Annotated in this window: 23 protein-coding genes; all 23 read left to right on the top strand. The window is 39.8% G+C overall.

Annotated elements, in window-relative coordinates; all coding sequences use genetic code 11:
- Positions 1 to 149 precede the first annotated feature (149 nt).
- The 23 genes from D0907_RS13540 to D0907_RS13425 all read left to right on the top strand — a co-directional run bounded on the left by D0907_RS13540 (position 150) and on the right by D0907_RS13425 (position 22,783).
- The gene (locus tag D0907_RS13540; protein WP_062566156.1) at positions 150 to 512 is read left to right on the top strand and encodes a hypothetical protein; all 363 of its coding nucleotides are present in this window, start codon (positions 150 to 152) and stop codon (positions 510 to 512) included.
- A gap of 208 nt (positions 513 to 720) precedes the next feature.
- Positions 721 to 1,758 carry a hypothetical protein gene (locus tag D0907_RS13535; protein ID WP_062566155.1) on the top strand — a complete coding sequence of 346 codons (1,038 nt, stop codon included), beginning with the start codon at positions 721 to 723 and terminating at the stop codon, positions 1,756 to 1,758.
- The gene (locus D0907_RS13530; protein WP_045979610.1) at positions 1,755 to 2,072 is read left to right on the top strand and encodes a hypothetical protein; all 318 of its coding nucleotides are present in this window, start codon (positions 1,755 to 1,757) and stop codon (positions 2,070 to 2,072) included. Before D0907_RS13535 ends, D0907_RS13530 begins: the two co-directional genes overlap by 4 nt.
- Before the next feature lie 13 nt (positions 2,073 to 2,085).
- Positions 2,086 to 2,433: a hypothetical protein gene (locus D0907_RS13525; protein ID WP_045979609.1), complete on the top strand. Its 348-nt coding sequence runs from the start codon at positions 2,086 to 2,088 to the stop codon at positions 2,431 to 2,433.
- 156 nt (positions 2,434 to 2,589) lie between these two features.
- Entirely contained in the window at positions 2,590 to 2,949 is a 360-nt protein-coding gene (locus tag D0907_RS13520; RefSeq protein WP_062566154.1) for a hypothetical protein, read from the top strand.
- Positions 2,950 to 3,056: 107 nt separating this feature from the next.
- Entirely contained in the window at positions 3,057 to 3,554 is a 498-nt protein-coding gene (locus D0907_RS13515; protein ID WP_016708256.1) for a DUF411 domain-containing protein, read from the top strand.
- Complete coding sequence (locus D0907_RS13510) at positions 3,554 to 4,981, top strand: TolC family protein (RefSeq protein WP_062566153.1); 1,428 nt, start codon at positions 3,554 to 3,556, stop codon at positions 4,979 to 4,981. Before D0907_RS13515 ends, D0907_RS13510 begins: the two co-directional genes overlap by 1 nt.
- Positions 4,981 to 6,738, top strand: coding sequence for an efflux RND transporter periplasmic adaptor subunit (locus tag D0907_RS13505; protein ID WP_055022008.1), 1,758 nt, complete (start codon positions 4,981 to 4,983; stop codon positions 6,736 to 6,738). The genes D0907_RS13510 and D0907_RS13505 overlap by 1 nt, the downstream gene beginning before the upstream one ends.
- A 14-nt stretch (positions 6,739 to 6,752) precedes the next feature.
- Entirely contained in the window at positions 6,753 to 9,917 is a 3,165-nt protein-coding gene (locus D0907_RS13500) for an efflux RND transporter permease subunit (RefSeq protein WP_055022009.1), read from the top strand.
- A 79-nt stretch (positions 9,918 to 9,996) separates the two neighbouring features.
- The gene (locus D0907_RS13495) at positions 9,997 to 10,617 is read left to right on the top strand and encodes a PepSY domain-containing protein (protein WP_235419340.1); all 621 of its coding nucleotides are present in this window, start codon (positions 9,997 to 9,999) and stop codon (positions 10,615 to 10,617) included.
- Complete coding sequence (locus D0907_RS13490) at positions 10,617 to 12,449, top strand: 2Fe-2S iron-sulfur cluster-binding protein (RefSeq protein ID WP_045979604.1); 1,833 nt, start codon at positions 10,617 to 10,619, stop codon at positions 12,447 to 12,449. Before D0907_RS13495 ends, D0907_RS13490 begins: the two co-directional genes overlap by 1 nt.
- 24 nt (positions 12,450 to 12,473) lie before the next feature.
- The gene (locus D0907_RS13485) at positions 12,474 to 12,821 is read left to right on the top strand and encodes a copper resistance CopC family protein (protein WP_016708251.1); all 348 of its coding nucleotides are present in this window, start codon (positions 12,474 to 12,476) and stop codon (positions 12,819 to 12,821) included.
- An 18-nt stretch (positions 12,822 to 12,839) separates the two neighbouring features.
- On the top strand, positions 12,840 to 13,727 hold the full coding sequence (locus tag D0907_RS13480) for a copper resistance D family protein (protein ID WP_045979603.1): 888 nt from the start codon (positions 12,840 to 12,842) through the stop codon (positions 13,725 to 13,727).
- Positions 13,728 to 13,742: 15 nt separating this feature from the next.
- A complete protein-coding gene (locus D0907_RS13475; RefSeq protein WP_008467847.1) occupies positions 13,743 to 14,213 on the top strand; it encodes a YybH family protein in 471 nt (156 codons plus the stop codon).
- A 27-nt stretch (positions 14,214 to 14,240) separates the two neighbouring features.
- On the top strand, positions 14,241 to 16,064 hold the full coding sequence (locus D0907_RS13470; RefSeq protein ID WP_045979602.1) for a copper resistance system multicopper oxidase: 1,824 nt from the start codon (positions 14,241 to 14,243) through the stop codon (positions 16,062 to 16,064).
- On the top strand, positions 16,061 to 16,921 hold the full coding sequence (locus tag D0907_RS13465) for a copper resistance protein B (RefSeq protein ID WP_045979601.1): 861 nt from the start codon (positions 16,061 to 16,063) through the stop codon (positions 16,919 to 16,921). The genes D0907_RS13470 and D0907_RS13465 overlap by 4 nt, the downstream gene beginning before the upstream one ends.
- A gap of 609 nt (positions 16,922 to 17,530) precedes the next feature.
- Entirely contained in the window at positions 17,531 to 17,953 is a 423-nt protein-coding gene (locus D0907_RS13455; RefSeq protein ID WP_045979600.1) for a hypothetical protein, read from the top strand.
- A gap of 297 nt (positions 17,954 to 18,250) precedes the next feature.
- Positions 18,251 to 18,664 (top strand): MerR family transcriptional regulator, encoded by a 414-nt coding sequence (locus tag D0907_RS13450; RefSeq protein WP_045979599.1) that lies wholly within the window; start codon positions 18,251 to 18,253, stop codon positions 18,662 to 18,664.
- A 101-nt stretch (positions 18,665 to 18,765) separates the two neighbouring features.
- Positions 18,766 to 21,009: a heavy metal translocating P-type ATPase gene (locus D0907_RS13445; RefSeq protein WP_045979598.1), complete on the top strand. Its 2,244-nt coding sequence runs from the start codon at positions 18,766 to 18,768 to the stop codon at positions 21,007 to 21,009.
- An 11-nt stretch (positions 21,010 to 21,020) separates the two neighbouring features.
- Positions 21,021 to 21,374, top strand: coding sequence for a cupredoxin domain-containing protein (locus D0907_RS13440; RefSeq protein WP_045979597.1), 354 nt, complete (start codon positions 21,021 to 21,023; stop codon positions 21,372 to 21,374).
- Between the two features lie 9 nt (positions 21,375 to 21,383).
- Complete coding sequence (locus D0907_RS13435) at positions 21,384 to 21,719, top strand: DUF2933 domain-containing protein (RefSeq protein ID WP_016708242.1); 336 nt, start codon at positions 21,384 to 21,386, stop codon at positions 21,717 to 21,719.
- Complete coding sequence (locus tag D0907_RS13430) at positions 21,712 to 22,377, top strand: methyltransferase family protein (RefSeq protein ID WP_016708241.1); 666 nt, start codon at positions 21,712 to 21,714, stop codon at positions 22,375 to 22,377. The genes D0907_RS13435 and D0907_RS13430 overlap by 8 nt, the downstream gene beginning before the upstream one ends.
- Entirely contained in the window at positions 22,361 to 22,783 is a 423-nt protein-coding gene (locus D0907_RS13425; RefSeq protein WP_062566152.1) for a hypothetical protein, read from the top strand. The genes D0907_RS13430 and D0907_RS13425 overlap by 17 nt, the downstream gene beginning before the upstream one ends.
- Positions 22,784 to 22,787: the final 4 nt, after the last annotated feature.

Below are 22,787 nucleotides of genomic sequence, written 5' to 3'. Positions count from 1 at the left end.
CCACTGCTTTTTGCAGTGGCTTTTCAGAGAAGCCCGTTCCCACGAAAACAGGACGAAATGGATTTACTCTGAACTAAAAGATTAAATATTCACATAAAAACTGAGTGACATAGGTGCGTGGCCTAGCGTTGCCGTTTTTTGGTGTATTGATGTCTTTTAAAAAAGAAGACCTGCTAGTAAATATAAAAAGGCAGGCAAAACGATTATCTAAATTATTAACTATTCCCCTTGGACAAGCCCAAGAAGGGGCAGCTATTTGTCTATATGGCTGTGACAGTTACAGCGATTTACTAGTAAAAATAAAAGCTGAATCCTTTGACAACCCAATGATAGCACTGTCTGCACTCTCACCAAACTCGGAAATATTTTTAGTAAAAATATTAGCTAGCCACCTAGATAGCATTATTGGAAATTTTGAAAAAAAATTTCCCGGCTCCAATATAAATGAAGAGATGGTCGTATCCTTGTTTGGGCTTAGCTTTTCAGAGTTCAAACTCAAAATATCTACCTAAAGTTGTACAAATACGTAAGTTGTCATTTTGTTTTTTGGCGATATTATAATAAGAAGGCTGAACGGACAGCCTACGCCTACACATGTTTTTCGCCTTGAAAAACGTGAACAGTGAAGCGGAGCATCCGTAAAAATTTGGTTATTTGAACAATAAATAAAGCAATGTGTTGGTAGGCCATTGTTTATTAGAAAGTTGTTTGGAGAACTAAATGATCTCACTTTATCAATTAAAGAATAAACTCAATAAACAAGCAAAAGAGTTTGCTGAGTTATTAGAGTTTCCTGATCTTTACGCCCAAGGCCTGTGGGCTAGAGGTGTTTATAACTGCCCTCATTTTTCTGATACCCATAATAGCCTCACTGAAGCATTTGAACAGAAAAAACTGGATTCAATTCTAAAGCACGATTCCCTGAAATACTTAATGATCAATGAATACGATGATCAAGAAATTATTGAATCGCTTCATAAAGAAATTGAGTCAATGGCAAACCGTATTGAAAGCCTGATGCTGGTAGATATCGAAACATTAGAGTTAGTTTCAGTGATATACCAAGTATTAGGGTTGCCAGAAGATGCCAAGTTTATTGTAAACACTGGTGCTGACTTTAGGCTGGAGTGGCGACCATATTTCGATGCTTTTGATGATCCGTTGATAGTTCAATATGCAGATTTAAAAGTTCATGGTTGTTATTTCAGGCTCATAGCTTCAAAGTTTCCGGTTGAAAAGCTTTCCTTGAATGACATTAAACAATACATGTACATCAATCATGTAAACCATGATAGTGAGTTCGAAGGCTGTATTTCTGAAGGAAATACATTTTCTAAGCATGAGCACTGGCTGGTGTTGACACTTGAATTATTCCGTAGCGGCAAATTAAATAAGGCTCAGTTCAATCCAACAACCTTCAAAATCGAAGGTATGCGCTATTTGGTATATGGCTTCCCACTGATTCCTTCCTTTGTATCTGATTGGCACAAACCTGATTTATGTCTACAGGTTAAAAATCTAGATGGTGATCAAAAGTTCATTGTTCGTATCGATCAGCAAGCTCTTGTTTTCCATGCACGACGTGTCGATACCAATTTTTTTAACACCATCGATTATGAAAAATATATTTCGTTGTATCAGTCTAGCGTTCTGTCACATTTTGATGCTGACAACAATTTACTAAAAGTTAATGGAGTTAAGTACCTTAGTTTTTTCCGCCCGTTTTGCCTAGAAGATAAGAAGGAAGCAAAAGCATGAGACCAAGAGTAAAACTAACTAACGCAACACTTATCTCAATTAAATCTGACTTAGAAGATAAGGTTGAACAGGTGCTTTACGCTACTTTTGCTGAGGATAGTAAGAACGGTAAAAAAGGTGAGGCTTTGTTTTCCACGAAAGTCATGGAAGTAAACGGTCTTGAATATAGAACTTTTGGTGCTGACTTTTATATCTTAGATGCAGAACCCCAAAAGTTTGATGTAGATGTATTTGAGTTCAATTTAATGCATGAGTGTATGTACTCTCCAAATGAGCTATTAGAGTTGCGAGAAATGCTCCCTGCTGGCTATTAGTAGGGAGTAACAAATGGACAAAACATATTTAAAGGATGCTTACATACTCTCGGTCTATGACTATAAAGACTTTGAAAAATCATTTCTTGGGGAGTTTTTGTCAGGGGTTGTTATTGACGATGAAACATTCAGATTTCGGCCATTTGAGCAAATGGTAACTTCAAAGATTGTTAGCAAATCTGCTGATGAGGATAAGTTAGAAATATACACACATAGTGAGAGTTGTTATGTGATTGATGCTGACCATAAGTTAATTGATATTTCGTTTGTTGAACTGGTTGTTATGAGGGCGGGAGCTTATTCGGTAGATCGAGTTTTAGAAATGAGAGAGCAACTTAAGTCTCAAAATAAAAGCCATTGAATAACGAAGATAAGAAGTCTGATGAGATTATTATTTGTCACTTACCTCTTTGAAAAAGTTGACGTTAGTCAAATATTCATAAATGTTTACATGACATCAATTTACTTATTCGAAAATTTGTATTAGCATAGACATGTATATTTTTATGAGAATTTTATGTCTAAAGCATTTTCAAAAGTCTTAGTGATAACGCTTATGCTGTTTGCCTTTGTAGGGCAAGCATTTGCGTATTCTGCTATGCCTTGCGAAATGCCATCAGGTTCTCATGAATCACACATGAACATGAACATGAACATGGATCATGGTGATATGAATAAAAGCAGTAATGGTCAATCAGAAGATTGTTGTGACGTTGAATGTATTTGTCCTGCAAATGCTTGCTCATCTACGACAGTCCTAAATTCCAGTGTTGACTCGACAGATATTCAAATATTGAGTGAATCTGTAGCTGCTATGCAATCTAAACAACCTCATTCAATTTCCACTTCCCTTTATCGTCCACCAATTTTTGCCTAATACAGGATTAGTGCGTCCAAATTTCGCACACATGTAATTAATTTTTCTGTTAGTCAATATAGCGTCGTAGCGCTATAGCTATTTTCCAGCGACGTCTGGGGGCAAAAATGATCAATAAGTATTTAAAAATAGCAGTTGTAATGCTGCTTTCACCTGCGTTTGCAAACGCTAATGAACATAAGCATGCACACAATAACGACGTAACACCTTTGGAGTTAATCGTTTATAAAACCCCAACTTGTGGGTGTTGTAAAAAATGGATAACTCATATTGAAGACAAAGGGATCGTTGCGCATTCCAAAGATTTCCGAAACATCGGCAACATCAAAACTAAGTATGGTATCAAACCTAATTACCGTTCATGCCACACGGCAGTGAGTAGAAATGGGTTTGCCTTTGAAGGTCATGTACCGGCTAAGTTTATTCAGCAGTTCTTGTCAGAAGAGCACCCCAATGCGATTGGATTATCTGTCCCAGCAATGCCTGTTGGCTCTCCGGGTATGGAAGTCGGCGACCGCTTTATGTCATATAACGTATTAATTTTATTTAAAGATGGAACGAGTAAAGTATATGCAGAAGTTAAGGCTTATGAGGAGCAATTCTAATGAGATTAAATGTTTCAAGCCTTACTCTACTTTCAACTTCGCTAATTCTCGGCTTGTCTGTATTCTCAGCTCAAGCTGAGAAAGTAGTGTCACTTGAACAAGCTATCACCTTGGCTCAGCAAAATGATCCTTGGCTTCATGGGAGTCGGTTAAAACAAAGCGCGGTTGAAAATAGAAGTATCGCTTCAGGTACTTTGCCTGACCCCAAAGTATCACTAGGGATAATGAATTTACCAACAGATACTTGGGACTTAGATCAGGAAGGAATGACTCAACTAAAGGTTGGTGTTTCTCAAATGTTTCCTAGAGGTGATAGTTTAAAGATTAAACAAGAGCAATTAAAAATTGAGTCAACGAAATTTCCACTGCTACGAGAGGATCGTAAGGCTAAACTGATAAGCCAAGTATCACAGTTATGGTTAGATGCTTACTTAGCCCAACAAACCATTAAATTGATTGAAGCGGATTGGGCGCTCTTTGAGCAGATGGCGGAAGTTACTAAAGCTAGCTACTCAAATGTTGTTGGTAAAACCAGACAACAAGATGTTATTCGTGCTCAATTGGAAATCGTGCAGTTAGATGACCGATTAACTTCGCAAAAGCAGAAACTAGAAACAACAATCGCTCGCCTTAATGAGTGGCTTCATATCTACGATGCTGCTGGCTTGAATGAATCATTCAACTTTGATACGCAACCATTAGAGTTTAGGGTTTCTAAAAAGTTGCCTACAATTCATTTGAACAATTCAACAGTCCTAAAAGCATCTAATTACTCAAGAAATCTATTGGCTCAGGAGCTTTCGAATCACCCAGCCATACTTGCAATTGATATAAAACGCAAAGCTTCAGAAAAAGCAGTTGAGTTAGCTAAACAGCAATATGAACCGCAATGGGGTGTTAATGCTAGTTATGCCTATCGGGACAATATGCCCTCTGGTGATAGCCGAGCTGATTTATTTTCTGTTGGAGTAACGTTTGATTTACCCTTGTTCACCGAGAACAGACAAGATAAGCAAGTTGCAGCTTCTATTGCAGATTCAGAGACTATTAAAACCGAGAAACTATTACTGACAAAGCAAATGATCAGTATGGTGGAAAAGGAGCTTAGACAGCTTAAGCGTTTATCTGATAGGCAATCTATCTATCAAGAACAACTCCTTAAACAAACTCATGACCAAGCAGAAGCGTCATTGACAGCTTACACAAATGATGATGGCGATTTTGCCGAAGTTGTTCGAGCAAGAATCGCAGAATTAAATGCCAGAATATCAGCCTTAAGAATTGATGTTGACGCACTTAAAACAGTTGCTCGTATCAACTATTTCTTTGCACGTTCTCAATCTAACTCAAATGCTGAACATAAGTCGATGCAAACTTCACACAAAACTAATCAGCACTTATCCAATCAGCAATTTGGAGAAAAATAATGTCAACGAATACTAAAACAATTATTGCCATCATCATTGGTGCTGCGCTAGGCGCAGGAGTATTGAGCTTATATCAAGGTGCAGGGTCAAACAGTAATACAGATGAAACAACATCAGCAGAGAAAAAGCCTCTGTATTGGGTTGCACCGATGGATTCTAATTACCGCCGGGACAAGCCCGGTAAGTCGCCTATGGGGATGGATTTAATTCCTGTGTATGAGGAAGAATCATCTGGTGATGATTTTGGTCCCGGAGCAGTAAAAATTGCGCCTCATGTAGTGAATAACCTAGGGGTTCGCACTGCACCTGTTGAGCTGAAAAATATGCATACTGAAATATCAACGGTTGGTTACGTTCAATATGATGAAGATAAGCTAATTCATATCCACCCACGTGTTGATGGTTGGATTGAAAAACTCTATGTCAAAGCGGCAGGTAACCCTGTAGAGAAAGGGCAGCCTCTATATACACTGTATTCTCCTCAGTTAGTTAACGCGCAAGAAGAACTTTTAATAGCTTTAAAGCGCGACAATAGTTCCTTAATTTCGGCGGCGAAAGATCGCCTTAAAGCGTTACAGCTTTCAGCAGATTTCATTCAAAAGCTAGAAAAGACTAGAAAAGTTCAGCAAACCATCACCTTTTATTCACCACAAGCAGGTGTTGTTGACGGTTTGAAGATTAGAGAAGGCTTTTATGTCAAGCCGGGAAACACTTTATTAAGCATTGGTCAACTAGATCAAGTTTGGGTTGAAGCAGAAGTGTTTGAACGTGACGCAGCCTTAATTAAAGAAGGACTGCCTGTATCAATGACACTGGATTATTTACCCGGAGAGGACTGGGCTGGTGTCGTTGATTATGTTTATCCAACATTGAATAGTAAAACACGCACACTCAGAGTGAGACTGAAGTTTGACAACCCAGACTATCAATTAAAACCAAACATGTTTGCACAAGTCTCTATTCACGCTAATCAAGCTGATAGCACGATACTCGTACCTAAAGAAGCCGTCATTCGCACAGGTAAACAAGACAGAGTTGTACTTGCCTTGGGGGATGGGCAATTTAAGTCTATCGAAGTGACAATTGGCCGGGTTGATATCGATAGTATCGAAATCTTAGAGGGTCTTAATGAAGATGATGTTGTGGTGACATCTGCTCAATTCTTGATTGATTCTGAATCAAGTAAAAACTCTGATTTTAAACGAATGACTCATGACGAAGTGCCTAGCTCTGTTTGGATGGAAGGCGAAATCAACAGCGTCATGGCGGGACATCGTATGGTTAATATTACTCATGGTCCTGCTGAGGCTTGGGATTGGCCTGAAATGACAATGGACTTCGATGTAGGTGAAAAGGTAGATATTGATTCACTGAAGTCTGGTCAATCTTTGCACTTTGAAGTGAGCAAAACCGAAGAGGGTGGATATGAAGTTACTGGAATTCATATCATGAGTGAGCCTGCTGATATGAGTGAAGAAGTATCATCAGCAACAGTATCAGGTTTAATTAATGCGATTGATATTGATACACGGATTCTAAATATTAGCCGAGGCCCAATAGAGAAGTGGGATAGACCTGCTGCGACGATGGATTTTATCGTCGCGGACAATATAGAAATAGTTGATTTCAATGTTGGTGATAATGTCACTTTCACTTTTGAGGTTAGGGATGACTTAGTTATCACTGAAATCTCTCTTGAATCAGATGAACAACACGGCAAGGAAAATAAAGCTGCTGTTGATCATTCTAATCATTAAGTGGGAGAAAAATAATGATTGAATCAATTATTAGATGGTCTATCGGCAATCGTTTCTTTGTTTTGTTGATTACCTTAATTATCGCGTTTGGTGGTTTGTATTCATTACAAAAAACGCCAGTAGATGCACTCCCAGATCTTTCTGATGTGCAGGTGATAATTAAGACGAGTTATCCGGGACAGGCACCACAAGTTGTGCAGGATCAAGTGACATTTCCACTTACTACAGCGATGCTATCAGTGCCGGGGGCGCAAACTGTTCGTGGTTACTCATTCTTTGGTGATTCCTACGTCTACATTATTTTTGATGATGATACTGATTTGTATTGGGCTAGAAGCCGAGTACTTGAATACTTAAGCCAAGTAGCATCAAGCCTGCCTGATTCGGCAAAACCTCAATTAGGACCTGATGCAACAGGTGTGGGTTGGGTATACATTTACGCTTTAACAGATAAGTCTGGAAACCATGATCTAAGCCAATTAAGAAGCATTCAAGACTGGTTCTTAAAGTATGAACTACAAACTGTTCCGGGCGTGTCCGAAGTTGCCGCCGTTGGTGGTATGGTTAAGCAGTATCAAGTGCAAGTAGATCCTGACAAATTGAGAGCTTACGATATTCCTCTAAGTTTAATACAAATAGCCTTACAAAAAGGGAACAAAGAAACTGGCGCATCCGTTGTGGAAATGGCTGAAGCTGAATATATGGTTACCGCAACGGGGTATATTCAATCAGTTAGTGATATAGAGAAAATTCCACTTGGTATTAACGAACAAGGCACGCCGTTGCGTATTGGTGATGTTGCCAACGTTAACCTTGGTCCTCAAATGCGCCGTGGTATCGCAGAACTTAATGGCGAAGGCGAAGTTGTTGGTGGTGTTGTCGTTATGCGCTTTGGTGAAAACGCTCAACAAACCATAAATGGGGTAAAAGAAAAGCTTGAGTCGCTCAAATCTTCTTTACCAGAGGGGGTGGAGGTTGTCCCTGTCTATGACAGATCGAAGTTAATAGATCGTGCTGTTGATAACCTTTGGAGCAAGTTGCTAGAGGAGCTTGCGGTCGTGGCTATTGTCTGTGTTGCTTTCCTATTTCATCTTCGCTCATCAATTGTGGCAGTTGTTACTCTACCATTAGGTATATTGGTGTCATTCATCATCATGTATATGCAAGGCATCAATGCCAATATTATGTCTTTAGGCGGTATCGCTATTGCTATTGGTGCGATGACTGATGGTGCAATAGTGATGATTGAAAATATGCATAAACATATGGAGAAAACACCACTAACAGATGAAAACCGTTGGCAAATTGTAGCTAAGGCTGCGAGTGAGGTAGGCCCTGCATTATTTTTTAGCTTGCTGATCATAACTGTCTCATTCTTACCTGTGTTTATCTTAGAAGCGCAAGAAGGAAGAATGTTTTCACCGCTCGCCTATACAAAAACCTATGCAATGGCTGCATCAGCAGGCTTGGCAATAACATTGGTGCCTGTTTTGATGGGCTACTTTATTCGAGGCAAAGTCGTCTCTGAAAAGAAAAACCCATTAAATCGATTATTGATTGCTATCTACATGCCTGTTTTAAAGCAAGTCATGAAGTTTCCAAAATTGACAATAGTCGCAGCAGTATTAGTGACTATCGTTGGTTTTTGGCCTGTCGATAAAATTGGTAGTGAATTCATTCCGCCATTGGATGAAGGCGACCTTATGTATATGCCTACTACATATCCCGGCATTTCAATCGGTAAAGCAAGAGAGTTATTGCAGCAAACGGACAAGCTTATTCGCACTGTGCCAGAAGTTGAAAATGTATTCGGTAAAGTAGGACGAGCTGAAACCGCAACTGACCCTGCGCCTCTAACCATGATTGAAACCTTTATTCAATTGAAGCCACGGGAGGAGTGGCGAGAAGGCGTGACAACTGAGTCGTTAAAAGCTGAGTTTGATAAGTTGGTTAAATTTCCGGGCTTAACCAATGCTTGGGTCATGCCAATCAAGACCCGCATTGACATGTTAGCTACAGGTATAAAAACGCCTGTCGGTATTAAAGTCGCCGGACCAGAACTTGATGTAATTCAGGATATCGGCCAACAAATAGAACAACTCTTGCCAGAAGTGACAGGCACAGCGTCAGTTTACTCTGAACGAGTTGCAGGTGGACGATATATCAAGGTTGATATTTCACGAGATAAATCAAGTCGCTTTGGGTTAAATATCGAAGATGTCCAACAAGTAGTTTCTACTGCGATTGGCGGTATGAATGTGACACAAACGATAGAAGGTCAAGAGCGTTACCCTGTTAATCTGCGCTATCCGCAAGATTATCGAGATTCTCCTGAGCAGCTAGCACGATTACCTGTTGTAACACCAAGTGGTCAACGCATTGCACTAGGTGATGTTGCTGATATTCGAGTAGAGAATGGCCCACCGGGTATTAAAAGTGAGAATGCCAGAATCAATGGTTGGACTTTCATTGATATTGATAGCGTTGATGTAGGTACTTATGTTGAAAATGCTAAAGAACACTTAGCAAATAACCTGACATTACCAGCAGGCTATTCAATTACTTGGGCTGGACAATACGAATATATGGAAAGAGCGAAAGAAAAGCTCACCTATGTATTGCCTTTAACACTCGCCATTATTGTTATTCTGCTTTACCTGAATTTCAGAGCGTTTAGTGAAGTGGCTATCATTATCGTTACCTTGCCGATGGCAATGATCGGTGGGTTATGGTTGATGTATCTAGAAGGGTTTAATTTCTCAGTAGCTGTTGGTGTGGGCTTTATCGCTCTAGCTGGTGTTGCGGTTGAGATTGGCGTGATAATGCTGGTTTATCTTAATCAAGCACTTGCTGAGCTTAAGGAAAAAGCGGTGGAGCGAGCAGAACTCATCTCAGATGATGCATATCAAGATGCATTATTGCACGGTGCTGGCTTACGAGTTCGTCCAGTAATGATGACGGTAGCTACAATCATTATAGGTTTAATGCCTATTTTATATGGTACTGGTACAGGTTCTGAGGTCATGAGCCGCATTGCTGCTCCTATGGTAGGCGGAATGACAAGTGCTGTGCTGCTCACGCTTATTGTACTCCCTGCAATTTACTCAATCATTAAAAAGCCTGAAGTAAATGCCTTTAACAAAGAGCTTTCTAACGTGGAGCCTGAGAATAATGCTTAGCACGGCTAGAAAATATCACAAATGGCTAATGGCATTTGTCGGAATACAATTCCTCTTCTGGTCTATTACAGGCGTGTATATGGTGACTATGGATATTCACTATATACACGGCGAAACCTTGGCTAAGAGTGAGGAAGCCAAAATAGATTTAGCAAGTATGGATTACTCCATTGTAAAGCTAGCTGCGGATTATCCTAAAGCTAGCCAAGTTACACTTACTCAAAGTATGGGCCGTCCTTTGTATTCTTTTATTAATGGAGAAAATGGAAAAGTAGCAATAGATGCTAAAACTGGAGCTGTTCAGGCCCTTGTAGATGAAACCAAGGCTAAAGAAATCGCACAATACCATTATGCGCTGAATCATCAAATCGACAGCATAAGGTTGATTAAGTCAGCGACAAACTTGCCTGCTGAGTTGTCCCCAAGGCATTTACCTGTTTGGAGAGTGACGTTTGAGCAATTCTCCACACCGACATTTTATATAAGTCAACAAACAGGATCACTTGTTGCCAAGCGTCATGATTACTGGCGATTGTTTGATTGGATGTGGCGGTTCCACATTATGGATTACTATGATGGAGAAAACGTATCAAACTGGTTTTTGTTCTTGGTCGCAACTCTAGGTCTAATGGGAGCAATTACTGGCGCAGTATTGACTTATTACCGAGTGCTTTCCCCAAATAAAAAGAGAGTCATTTGATGCGACTATTTAAGTTAAATACAACGATACACAAGTGGCTTTCTTTATTTGTTGGTTTACAACTGCTTATTTGGTTGGGAACGGGCCTTTACTTCAATTTGATGGATCACAGTAAAGCCAGTGGTAATGAACTTAGAGTTCATTCTCATCATGAAGGTAGCATTACAGGCTTTGACCTATTCCCTATTAAAGACATTACTAGTAATGCTCCGCAGGAAGTAAACCTTATATGGGTTTTACATCAGCCTTACTATCATTTTGTGTTCGATAAGGGGCAGCATAGCTATCAAGAGCGCCACTCAAAGCTATTTGATGCTGTAACAGGAAAGCCATTTAATTTGTCTGAAGAACAAGTACTAACTTTGGCAAAAAACTCCTACTCAGGACAGGGTAAGTTAACTACTCCAGTGTTATCTCAACCTCCGTTTTCTGATCACGTAAGGCAGCAAAATCCTATGTGGCAAGTTGCCGTTGAGGATGAGAACAATACAACTATTTATTTAGATAGTATTACAGGTCAAGTACTTCGCCATGCCAATGATGATTTCAGATTGAAAGATCTGATGATGAAGCTTCACTTTATGGACTATGGCAATTCTGGAGGATTTAACCATTGGTTGATCATTGCATTTGCTTTTGCAACGCTATTCCTTTCAATTACTGGTGTTACTTGGCTGATACAACAGTATAGAAGTGGTTTACTGAAGCTAGGTTGGGGCACTAACAGGCAAAAAGTGGCAGTGACGTTTTCCAATGAAAATACTATTACTGACATCTCAGCAGTTGGTCGCTCAACTGTATTAGAAGGGCTAGCTAGTTCACATGTATACCTTCCTTCAGGTTGCGGTGGTGGCGGTACTTGTGGCAAATGCGTGTTCTTAAGTTCAACTAAATTACCTATCACACTATCTGAACAGGAACATTTATCTCAGGAGCAACTTAAGGAAGGTTATCGGCTTGGATGTCAGCATAGGTTCTCTGAAATTAGTTCGATTGAAGTTAATACTGATCGCAATATTGAAAATCATGAGCTAGTTGTGGTTGCGACTAATTTCATTACTCCTTTTATCAAGGAAGTGAAATTTAAGCTGAAATCAGGCAAACAGTTGGCATTTAAAGCTGGTGCATATATGCAATTTGATGTGCCAGCAGGGATGAATAGCTTACGTCCAGATGATATGCCAGAGTGCTATGAAAAATACTGGGATAGCTACTATCATGGAAAATTTTCTCATAACGGTGTAACTCGCCACTACTCATTAGTTAACTTTGACGAGGAGTCTGATGAGTTAATGTTTAATATCCGTTGGCAGACCGCAAAGAATGGTTTTAAAGCAGGAATAGGTTCAAGTTATTTAGGTTCACTCCAAGTAGGTGAAACGATAACTGCAAGAGGCCCTTTTTCTGATTTTTATGCCACTTCAAATAAAAAAGTTAGTCGCGTGTTTATAGGTGCGGGTTCAGGACTTGCACCACTGAGGTCTATTATTTTTGAACAGTTGAAAAAGCATAAAGATAAAAGTGGTTTGACTCTTATCTATGGTGCGCGAACTGAAGATGACTTGCTATACCATAATGAATTGAAGTCACTGAGTGAGAAGCATAAAAACTTCTCTTATATTCCTACTCTTTCTAATCCTTCAGAAGAATGGCAAGGGCACTCAGGCTATGTTCAAAAAGTACTTCTGCCGTATATGAACCAAAAAGCAGAACTGCATTTGGCTGAGTTTTACTTGTGCGGTCCAGAAGCAATGATGAGTGAAGTGGAAAAAATAATTACAGATGCTGGGATTCCAAGTAATCAAATTTTCAAAGATAAATTTAGTCGTTAATCCATTAAATAAATAGAGGTATATATGAAAACATTAATTAAACTTTTAACCATAATCAGTGTTGTTTTTAGTAGTGCAGTATTTGCACATGTGCATCTTGAAAAAAGCGTGCCTGCTGATAATGCAATGCTAATGAATACTCCAGAAAAATTGACATTGGGATTTAGCAAAGAGGTACGTGTAGTTAAAGTTACGTTGAAAAATAAAAAAGGTGAAAATATTAAATTTGACTTTAAACCATCAAAAGAAGCTTCCAGAGAGTTTTCATGGGAACTACCTAAATTAGCTCCAACAAACTATATCGTTGATGTGACCTATTTAGGTAAAGATGGACATAAAATGAAAGATAGCTTCGGCTTTATGGTTCATTAGTAAGGCTGTGTGATTGATATGGAAATGTATATCTGGAATACAGTCATTGTACTGTCAAAAATTGTATTTTACGTCGGCTTTGCCTGTATTGCCGGCTATACATTTTTCAGACAAATTTTTGAGCATAATGAATCTCATAGTAATGCTGTAATAGCGAATTTAACGTGGACAAGAACTTATATAGTTATGGCTTTGATCGCTAATATTACTTGGTTCTTTGCCAGTACTGGTGCAATGGCAGAAGAGGGAATTCAGGGGGCGATAGACGCTGATATATTGGCTATTATGTGGGACTCCTCTGTCGGCACTGGAGCTTTGCTTCGAGCGCTTGGGCTAGTTACCGCAATAATCGCTTTAGCTTTAAGGTTCAAACTCGCTGTGAACTCGTACTTAAAACAAAGCGCTTTAATGTTGAGTTTATTAATCCTTGCATACTCATTCACGTTACTGGGTCATATTTCTGAGTTAGGCACAATTGAAAAAGGCTTGCTTATTTTGCATGTGCTCGTTATGGCATGGTGGTTTGGGGCGTTATTGCCACTAAAACAGGCTTGCCATCAGCTAAGTTATGCAGAACTTCATTTGCTGATGGAAAGCTTTGGCAAACAAGCAAGTTTTACATTGAGCCTATTGTTGGTAGCAGGCCTCTGGCTCGTGATTCAATTGGTCGGAAGTCTTGATGCACTAATAAGCTCAAGTTACGGACAAACACTGTTGTTTAAATTGGCCCTTGTAGTGTCTATTTTGGCACTTGCTGCTAAACATAAACTAATACTCGTTCCACAACTTAAAAATAGTCAAGGCAGAGAGGCTTTATCTAAATCTATCTCGATAGAAATGGTAGTAGCTTTTGCCATTTTATCTGTAACGGCTGGGCTTACTAGTGTTGTTGGCCCTGCAAATTAAAACCTAAAAGAGAGAATGAAAATGAAAACAATAAATATATTACTCGTTTTATTAATGACGTTTAGTTTCGCAGCAAACGCTCATGGTGATAAGAACAAAGACAAAGGTTTGTTTAAAGGTATAGATACCCCAGCCGCAAAAGTTGTTTTGGCATTTCATCAAGCACTTGAAACTGGCAATCAAAAACAGGCTAGAGCGCAGTTAGCGGATGATGTCACCATTTTCGAGGGAGGCCGCGTTGAAAGGAGCGCTGATGAATATGCTCATCATCATATGTTGTCGGATATGAAGTATTTAGCAGCGATGAAGAGCGACACACTTGAACATCAAGTGACGATACTTGGAAATACCGCTATCTCTGCGTCGCGCAGTCAAACTACAGGTACTCATAAAGGTGTTGAACGCGATTATCAAGGCATGGAAACGATGGTGCTGGAAAAACAAAATGGTGAATGGAAGATTAAGCACATTCATTGGTCACATTAATTTATTGTTCAAACAACGGAGAGTAAAATGAGAAATAACAATCCATTACATCAAGTTTCTACGCCACGTAGACGCTTTGTACAAGGATTAGCTGCTGGCGGTGTATTAGCTGCTTTTCCAAGTGTTCTTCATGCAGCTTCATCTTTGCTTGCTGGAACTTCAACAGGTACTGCGCCCGAACTAAGTGGGGAAGTCATAGATCTGGTGATAGATGAGTCACCAGTAAACTTCACAGGTGTTGTAAGAATGGCTACAACAATCAATGGCTCAATACCAGCTCCTACCTTGCGCCTCAGAGAAGGTGATGACGTTACTATCAGGGTAACGAATAAATTATCAGTGCCGAGTTCAATTCATTGGCATGGGATCATTCTTCCGTATCAAATGGATGGCGTACCGGGTATTAGCTTTAAAGGTATAATGCCGGGTGAAACCTTTGTTTATAAATTTAAGCTGCAACAAAGCGGCACATATTGGTATCACTCACACAGTGGTTTTCAAGAAATGACAGGTATGTACGGCGCATTAATTATTGAGCCAAGAGAAAAGGATATTATTAGTGCTGACAATGAGCATGTCATCCAATTGTCTGATTGGACTGATGATGACCCAATGGATTTGTTTCGCAAGTTAAAAGTACAGAGCGATGTATTTAACTTTAATCAACCTACTGTTCCAGAGTTTTTTGATGACATTTCAAATAGCAGCGTTTCAAATGCGCTACAACGCCGGGAAATGTGGAATAAAATGAGAATGAACCCTACAGATCTTGCAGACTTATCAGCATCTGCAATGACTTTTTTAATGAATGGTTGTGCGCCTTTGACAAATTGGCGTGGAATGTTTAAAGCTGGCGAAAAGGTTAGGCTTAGATTTATTAACGGTTCTAGCAATACGTTTTTTGATGTAAGAATACCTGAGCTGAAGTTAACAGTTGTACAAGCTGATGGACAAAATGTTGAACCTGTGACAGTAGATGAATTTAGATTTGGTCCCGGTGAAACTTATGATGTACTTGTCGAGCCAAAAAATGACGCATATACGATTTTTGCACAAAGCATGGATCGCTCAGGTTATGCTAAAGGTACTTTATCAATGGCACCTAACGTTGATGCACCAGTACCTTCTTTAGACCCCGTTGAGTGGTTAACGATGACAGATATGATGGGCAATATGACCCATGATAGTGTGCATTCTACAATGGCTGATACGGCAGGTATGTCGGGCATGAATTCTAATAAAATGGATCATAGTGCAATGGGTCATGGAGCGATGGCAATGGATCATAGTAAACATGGAATGACTAAAAACCCATTAGCTGTTGCTAGCACTAAAGTGCGTCATGCAAAAACAGAGTATGGAGCTTCTGTTGATATGCGTGTTGATATGCCTAGAACAAACCTTGATGATCCCGGTATAGGTTTACGTAAAAATGGACGCCGTGTTTTAACACTTGCAGATTTACATTCTCTTGAGGGAATTACAAGCCAGCAAGAGCCTGAGGCTGAAATTGAATTACATTTAACTGGAAACATGGAGCGTTATAGCTGGTCATTTGATGGCTTGGAATTTGGAAAAAGCACGCCAGTTCACATGAAGCATAATCAACGTTTAAGAGTTATTTTACAAAACGATACAATGATGACACATCCAATGCACCTGCATGGTATGTGGAGCGATTTGGAGAATGAAAAAGGTGATGTACAGGTTCGTCGCCATACTATCCCTGTACAACCAGCGCAAAGAATTAGTTTTTTAACAACACCTCATGACGTAGGTCGCTGGGCATGGCATTGCCATTTATTATTCCACATGGATGCAGGTATGTTTAGAGAGGTAGTTGTATCATGAGAAAATTAATACTAACCAATACGTTAAAACTATTATTAATAGGTTTGCCCCTTATAAGTGTATCTGTATCTGCAAAAGATGAGATGACTGAGATGGGTGATTCTAAAATGCAAGCACAAGGTGGAGATGCACCTAAAGATGCTAGAGACCCTCATGCTTATGCCGCAGGTACAACATTGACTGAAGGTCCTTATGCACTCAATAGCGACAAACGACTGACTTTGGCAGATGAGCATTCATTTTACGCGCTACTAGGGGATCGTCTTGAATATAATGAGCAAACAAACGCAGGTGTTTTTGACTTTCAGGCATGGTATGGCACTACTTTTGATAGATTAGTCATCAAAACTGAGGGAGATTTTAGCGAAGGTAATTTAGAGGAGAACCAAACAGATTTTCTATGGGGCCACGCAATATCTGCTTATTGGGATACACAAGTCGGTATTCGACTTGATTACAATAACGAAGGTGAAAACCGCAAATGGCTAGCTTTTGGTTTACAAGGTCTAGCCCCTTACTGGTTTGAAATTGATATGACTGCGTATTTAGGAGAGCAAGGTAATAGTGCATTTTCGATCGAAGCTGAGTATGAGCTATTACTTACTCAAAAGTTAATTGTTCAACCACGAGCAGAGTTGACGCTTTACGGTAAGGATGACGTCCAAAATAACCTTGGTAGTGGCTTATCTAGCAGTGCTATTGGTTTTCGGGTTCGTTATGAGTTTACCCGCCAGTTTGCTCCCTATGTTGGCGTTGAGTGGACAAATAAATTTGGTAATACAGCCGAATTTGCGAAGTTAAATGGGCAAAGTACTCGTGATACTGCTTTTGTTGCAGGTATCAAGTTCTGGCTCTGATGTGAAGAAATACTATATTGACTTGATGAGAGCTACCGCAACTATATTGATGGTAGCTTTTGTTTTTTGGGATTTAAACCATTTTAGTTATGTTAGGAAAGGCCTAGCTAATAGTTTTTTTGGAAAGAACTAAGAGCAGTAATAGTAAGCTACTTCTTGTTTTCAGTCTGTGCCAGTCTGGTGTATACCTATCAAGGTGGAATATCAGCTAAGAAGTAAAGTTGGCGAATGGTAAAGGTTAAAGAGTCAAGCCAAAAAACATCGCCATTGAAAGACGTACAATAGACTATTTTATCACTTTTGATGAACGGGAATTGGGTGTGCTCGGGATAGAACCGATTGTTGCAAAGTACTGCGCTTAAAGCTGAACAATTGGAAAAATGATCCCTTACTCAATACCTAGTTATGAGCGTAGGGTTTTTATTTTTTTTATGGTGCTCATGCTTGGCTTCAATCTCATGAGTATAAATCAGACACCCCTTTTATACTTGTTAAGTTTAAGCTGTTTAAAAAAGTAAAAAGTTTAGGTTTTAGTTCAAAGGTTGATCAAGATCATAAAATTATTTTTATAAAGTGGCTAATATTGTAGGAGCTAAAGAAGGAATGATAATGTTTGGACTTTTCAGGTGGTTTAAAATAGTGATAATAACTGTGTTGCTTACGCAGCATAGTTTTGCTACAGCTAAGCCAATGAATTGTGAAGAACATCAAAATGGATCTTCCGACACGCATATTATGCAACGAAGCAAAAATATTCACCATCAATCAATGAATGACAATAGTCACTATCACACTGTAAACTCGCAAGACTCTAAACACCGTCATGGTGATGAAGTCTGTGAAAAATGTAAAGCTAGTGATTGTGTTTGTTGTGAGGGGGGATTTTGTTCAAGCTTTCATTTAAATCCCTATCTTGTGCAAGCGCAAGAGGAAGGTATTTGCAATATTTACTCTGAGCTATTTCTACAGCGTACACCTCTACCAAAATCTGGTATCCATCTCTTACTTTATCGTCCACCAATTATTGGCTAATCACGGGATCAGTGCGTCTTTTTTTCGCCACTCCCATCAAAAATAGAATGACTTATTCATTGATTTAAATAATCAATTGTTTTGAACGATTAGTACGATATTTTGAAGGCACTATGAAAATTCTCAAACTATTGCCATTTACAGTACTTAATGCTGTCGATTTTGGCCGAGATTTCTCTTTTACCAAAAAATTATTTTTTAGCTTATTCACTAGAATTAGTACTTGACCTGTGTCTTAGACACAGGTCTAAGCTGTAGGTGAGAGTACAAACTTAGGTGAAAAACTAAGGAGTAAATATGAAAGTAGCAGAACTGTCAAAAAGCCTTGGAACGACTGCTGATACGGTGCGCTATTACACGCGATTGGGACTGTTAAAACCTGCTAAGTCAGTGAACGGCTACAAGTCATACTCGAATAAAGAAGTATCGAGACTTAAGTTCATTTTAAGTGCCAGAAATCTTGGTTTTTCCGTTGCTGATATCAAGCAAATTCTTAATGAATCTGAAGATGGTACAAGTGCGTGCCCATTAGTCAGAAGCCTCATCAAAGAGCGGCTTGAAGAAACAGAAAAACAGTTTCAAGCAATGTTGGCACTTCGAGGGAAAATGTCTTCAGCGCTTTCTCAATGGGAAGAAATGGAAGACAAAGCGCCGACTGCAAACATGGTTTGTCATCTCATCGAAAACTTTGAACAAATTAAAAAGGCATAGGAGGAAAAATGGTAACTACTAATACAAATATAGAAACCGAATCAGGCTGTTGCTGTCAGGCAAAAACTCAATCCTCTTCGTGTAAAAGTAAGGAGAATACGTTGGAAAAAACATCACAAAGCCAACAGCTCATCATTGAAGGCGCTGGGTGTGCTAGCTGTGTAGGCAAAATTGAAGGGGCGTTAAAGGCAACTCATGGAGTCGTCAGTGCAGAAATGAATTTTGCTGATAGGACTGTAACAGTTTCTGGGACAGCTAAGACAGAAGAATTGATCAAAGCTGTTGAGTCAGTGGGGTATAACGCGAAGCCAATTGATGATAGCTCAGCAACAGATGCGCTTGACGAGAAAGAGGCGGCGGATTGGGCATATTACAAAAAGCTAATGCGCGATACGTTTATTGCCCTTTCACTCGGCGTTCCTTTGATGATCTACAGCATTGTAGTTGGAGAAATGACAGTTGAAACAAACCTTGAACGCATGTCTTGGCTGGTTGTCGGTATTTTAACTTTTGGTGTTATGTATTTTTCAGGTAAGCATTTTTATGTTGGCGCTTGGAAAAGCTTTAAAAACCACTCCGCTAATATGGACACACTAATAGCTTTGGGAACAGGTACAGCTTGGGTGTACTCAATGGTTGTTGTGTTTGCACCTGACGCCGTTCCATTGATGGCACGACATGTCTATTTTGAAGCTACCGCCATGATCATTGGCTTAATTGATTTAGGTCTAGCATTAGAAATAAAAGCCAGAGGTAAAACCTCTGAGGCCATTAAACGTCTTATCGGCTTGCAGGCCAAAACGGCAACTGTAGTTCGTGATAATAAAGAGGTTCAGATAGGTATCGAACAGGTTTTGCTTCATGATGTTGTGAAAGTAAAGCCGGGTGAAAAAATTCCCGTAGATGGCGTTGTATTGGAAGGACACACCTCTATTGATGAGTCCATGCTGACAGGCGAACCTATGCCTGTTGAAAAAGCCGAAGAAGATGAGGTTGTCGCTGGTACTTTGAACAAATCAGGCATGATTTTATTTAGAGCGACACGCGTTGGTAAAGACACGGCGCTTGCACAGATCATCAATATGGTGAAACGAGCGCAAAATTCAAAACCGCCGATTGGCCGCTTGGCCGATGTTATTTCCGCCTATTTCGTTCCTGTAGTCATGATCATCTCGGTGTTAAGTGCGTTAGCATGGCTTAACTTTGGCCCTGAGCCAGCAATTGCTTTTGCTATCGTATCAGCAACTACTGTGCTTATTATTGCCTGCCCGTGTGCTTTAGGCTTGGCAACGCCTATGTCTGTCATGGTGGGAGTAGGAAAAGCAGCAGAAGCCGGAGTACTTATTCGCAACGGTGAGGCACTGCAAACCGCCTCTAAAATCACTGCCATGATTTTAGATAAAACGGGCACTATTACTGAAGGGGCACCTAAGGTAACCGATATTGTTTTAGCAAAAGCTACTGACGAAAAAGACGTACTACAGCTTGCAGCAAGTTTAGAAAGCGGCTCAGAGCACCCTTTAGCGCAAGCGATTGTTGAAAGTGCTTTAGATAAGGATATTGAGTTACTAAAAATTGAATCGTTTAATGCTATTACGGGTTTTGGTGTAGAAGCAAACTGTAACAATAAAGTCCTGCTTTTTGGTAACGATAAACTAATGAAGTTAAAAGGCATAGACCTCACAGGCTTTGTTGGAAAAGCCCAGTCTTTAGCCAAAGAAGCCAAAACACCTATGTACTTTGCTGTAGATGGTGAACTTGCCGCAATCATTGCTGTCGCAGATCCCATTAAGTCAGACTCAATCTCTGCTATCAAACGGCTTCAGGCTAATGGTATACGCGTCATCATGTTAACAGGTGATAACAAGGAAACCGCTGCCGCTGTTGCCAAAAAAGCAGGTATTAGCGAATTTCTTGCTGAGGTGCTGCCAGAAGATAAAGCCAACAAGGTGAAAGAGCTACAAGGCAGTGGCGAAATTGTTGGTATGACAGGAGATGGCATCAACGATGCTCCTGCGCTAGCGTTAGCCGATGTTGGCTTCGCCATAGGCACAGGGACTGATGTAGCTATCGAAAGTGCTGACATTACCCTAATGCGTGGTTCACTTCATGGCCTTGCCGATGCCATAGCGGTAAGCAAAGCTACTTTACGAAATATCAAACAAAACTTGTTTGGCGCGTTTGTCTATAACGTAGCTGGGATTCCTTTTGCTGCGGGGGTTCTATATCCCTTCTTTGGCATTCTGCTTAGCCCTGTAATTGCAGGTGCTGCAATGGCGTTTTCGTCATTGACTGTGGTGTCAAATGCAAATCGACTTCGCTTTTTTAAAGCAAAAGAGCATTAAGGAGAAGAGCGATGATGTTAATTAACTTATTAGGCTTAATGTTAATCGCGCTGATTGTTTGGTGGTTTTGGCTATATAAACCCAATAAAACAATCGTTCAAGGTAATGAAGTACTCATTGAAGTGAGGGATGGCGTGTATTCCCCATCCTCAATTCAGGTGTCTGCTAGCCAACCTGTTACCTTGAAGTTTATACGCAAAGATCAATCCCCCTGCGCTGAAACAATGCTTATTCCTTCATTGGATATAAGCGAACAGCTTAAGTTAAATGAAATTACTCAAATTACCTTATTAAACTTGTCACCGGGAGAGCATGAGTTTCACTGTCAGATGCAAATGTATCGCGGTGTCTTAAAAGTCGTTTAGGAGGGCAATATGAAAAATCAACACCCTAATTTTTGGTCAACACCTACAGGCTGGGCTGCACTGGCACTTATTGCCGCAGTGACCTACTTCTTAGTGCTTGAGCATGGTCAACATACGCTGCAATTTCTTCCCTACTTGATTTTATTGCTATGCCCCTTGATGCACGTATTTATGCATGGCAGTCATGGTAAACATGGTCACGATCATTCACATGCGCCTGATGAAAAAAAGGAAGAGAGCTTTCAAGAACTCACGGATAAAAATGCAGCCTATCGCGATGGCTACATACAAGGCTTAGAAAAGGCACGTAAGGAATCACATAAAAAGGAGAGCAGTGATGAATGAAACATATGATTATGGCTTATGGTCAATGGTGATACTGAACTCAGCAATTTTTATCTTTTTTGCCTTTAGTTTTGTCAAACCAAAAACATCAACTGATTGGAGAAGTCTAAGCGCGTTCTCTGCCTTTATTGTTGCCCTATTTACTGAAATGTATGGCTTTCCTTTAACTATCTATTTTCTGTCGGGGTGGCTGACGGAGACCTATCCAGAAGTAAATTTCTTTGCGCATGAAAATGGGCATTTATTACATACTTTCTTTGGATTTCAAGGTGATGCCCATTGGGACCCATTTCATATAGTGAGTATGGTGTTTATTGTTGCAGGTTTCTTTATGTTGTCTTCAGCATGGAATGTATTGCATCACGCGCAAAAACATCATCAATTGGCTACAACTGGATGGTATGCAAGATGTCGCCACCCACAGTATGTAGCTTTCATTCTAATCATGTTCGGCTTTTTATTGCAGTGGCCGACAATCCCAACACTTGCGATGTTTCCGATCTTAGTCGTTGTTTACGTCAAGCTAGCGAAACGCGAAGAAGCACAGGCGATTGCTGAATTTGGTTCGGAGTACCACAGGTATATGGAATCGACACCAAGTTGGATCCCAAGTTTTAATAAAAGTGTAGAAGGTAAAAATCATGAAAACGTTAACTAAATCAATTTTATTTATTAGTTCACTACTGATAACCACTAGCTCATTTGCCCAAAACAATGAGCATAAACATGAAGGTGCGAACAAAGCTGATATGCATCAAGGCATGACAATACCACATGAGAACATGGGAGAAATGCATAAAAAAATGATGGAAATGAAAAAGGAAGTCCATGCCATTAAAACTGAAAAAGATCCTGACAAGCAACAGCAGATGATGGTTGAACATCACCGTTCAATGATGAAGATGATGCAATCCATGCACAAAAATATGGAAGAAATGCCAATGCATCAACAAATCAAGATGACTGAACATCATTTAGAAATGATGGAGAACATGATGCCGCAGATGAACCGGAAAATGGAAGAAATGAAAGATAGCAATCAACAGCATTCACACAAACATTAGGAGA

It is taken from the genome of Pseudoalteromonas lipolytica, assembly GCF_003515105.1.
GTDB lineage: Bacteria > Pseudomonadota > Gammaproteobacteria > Enterobacterales > Alteromonadaceae > Pseudoalteromonas > Pseudoalteromonas lipolytica.
The sequence above is the reverse complement of the archived record's forward strand: the minus strand, read 5'-3'. Positions and strand labels throughout refer to the sequence as shown.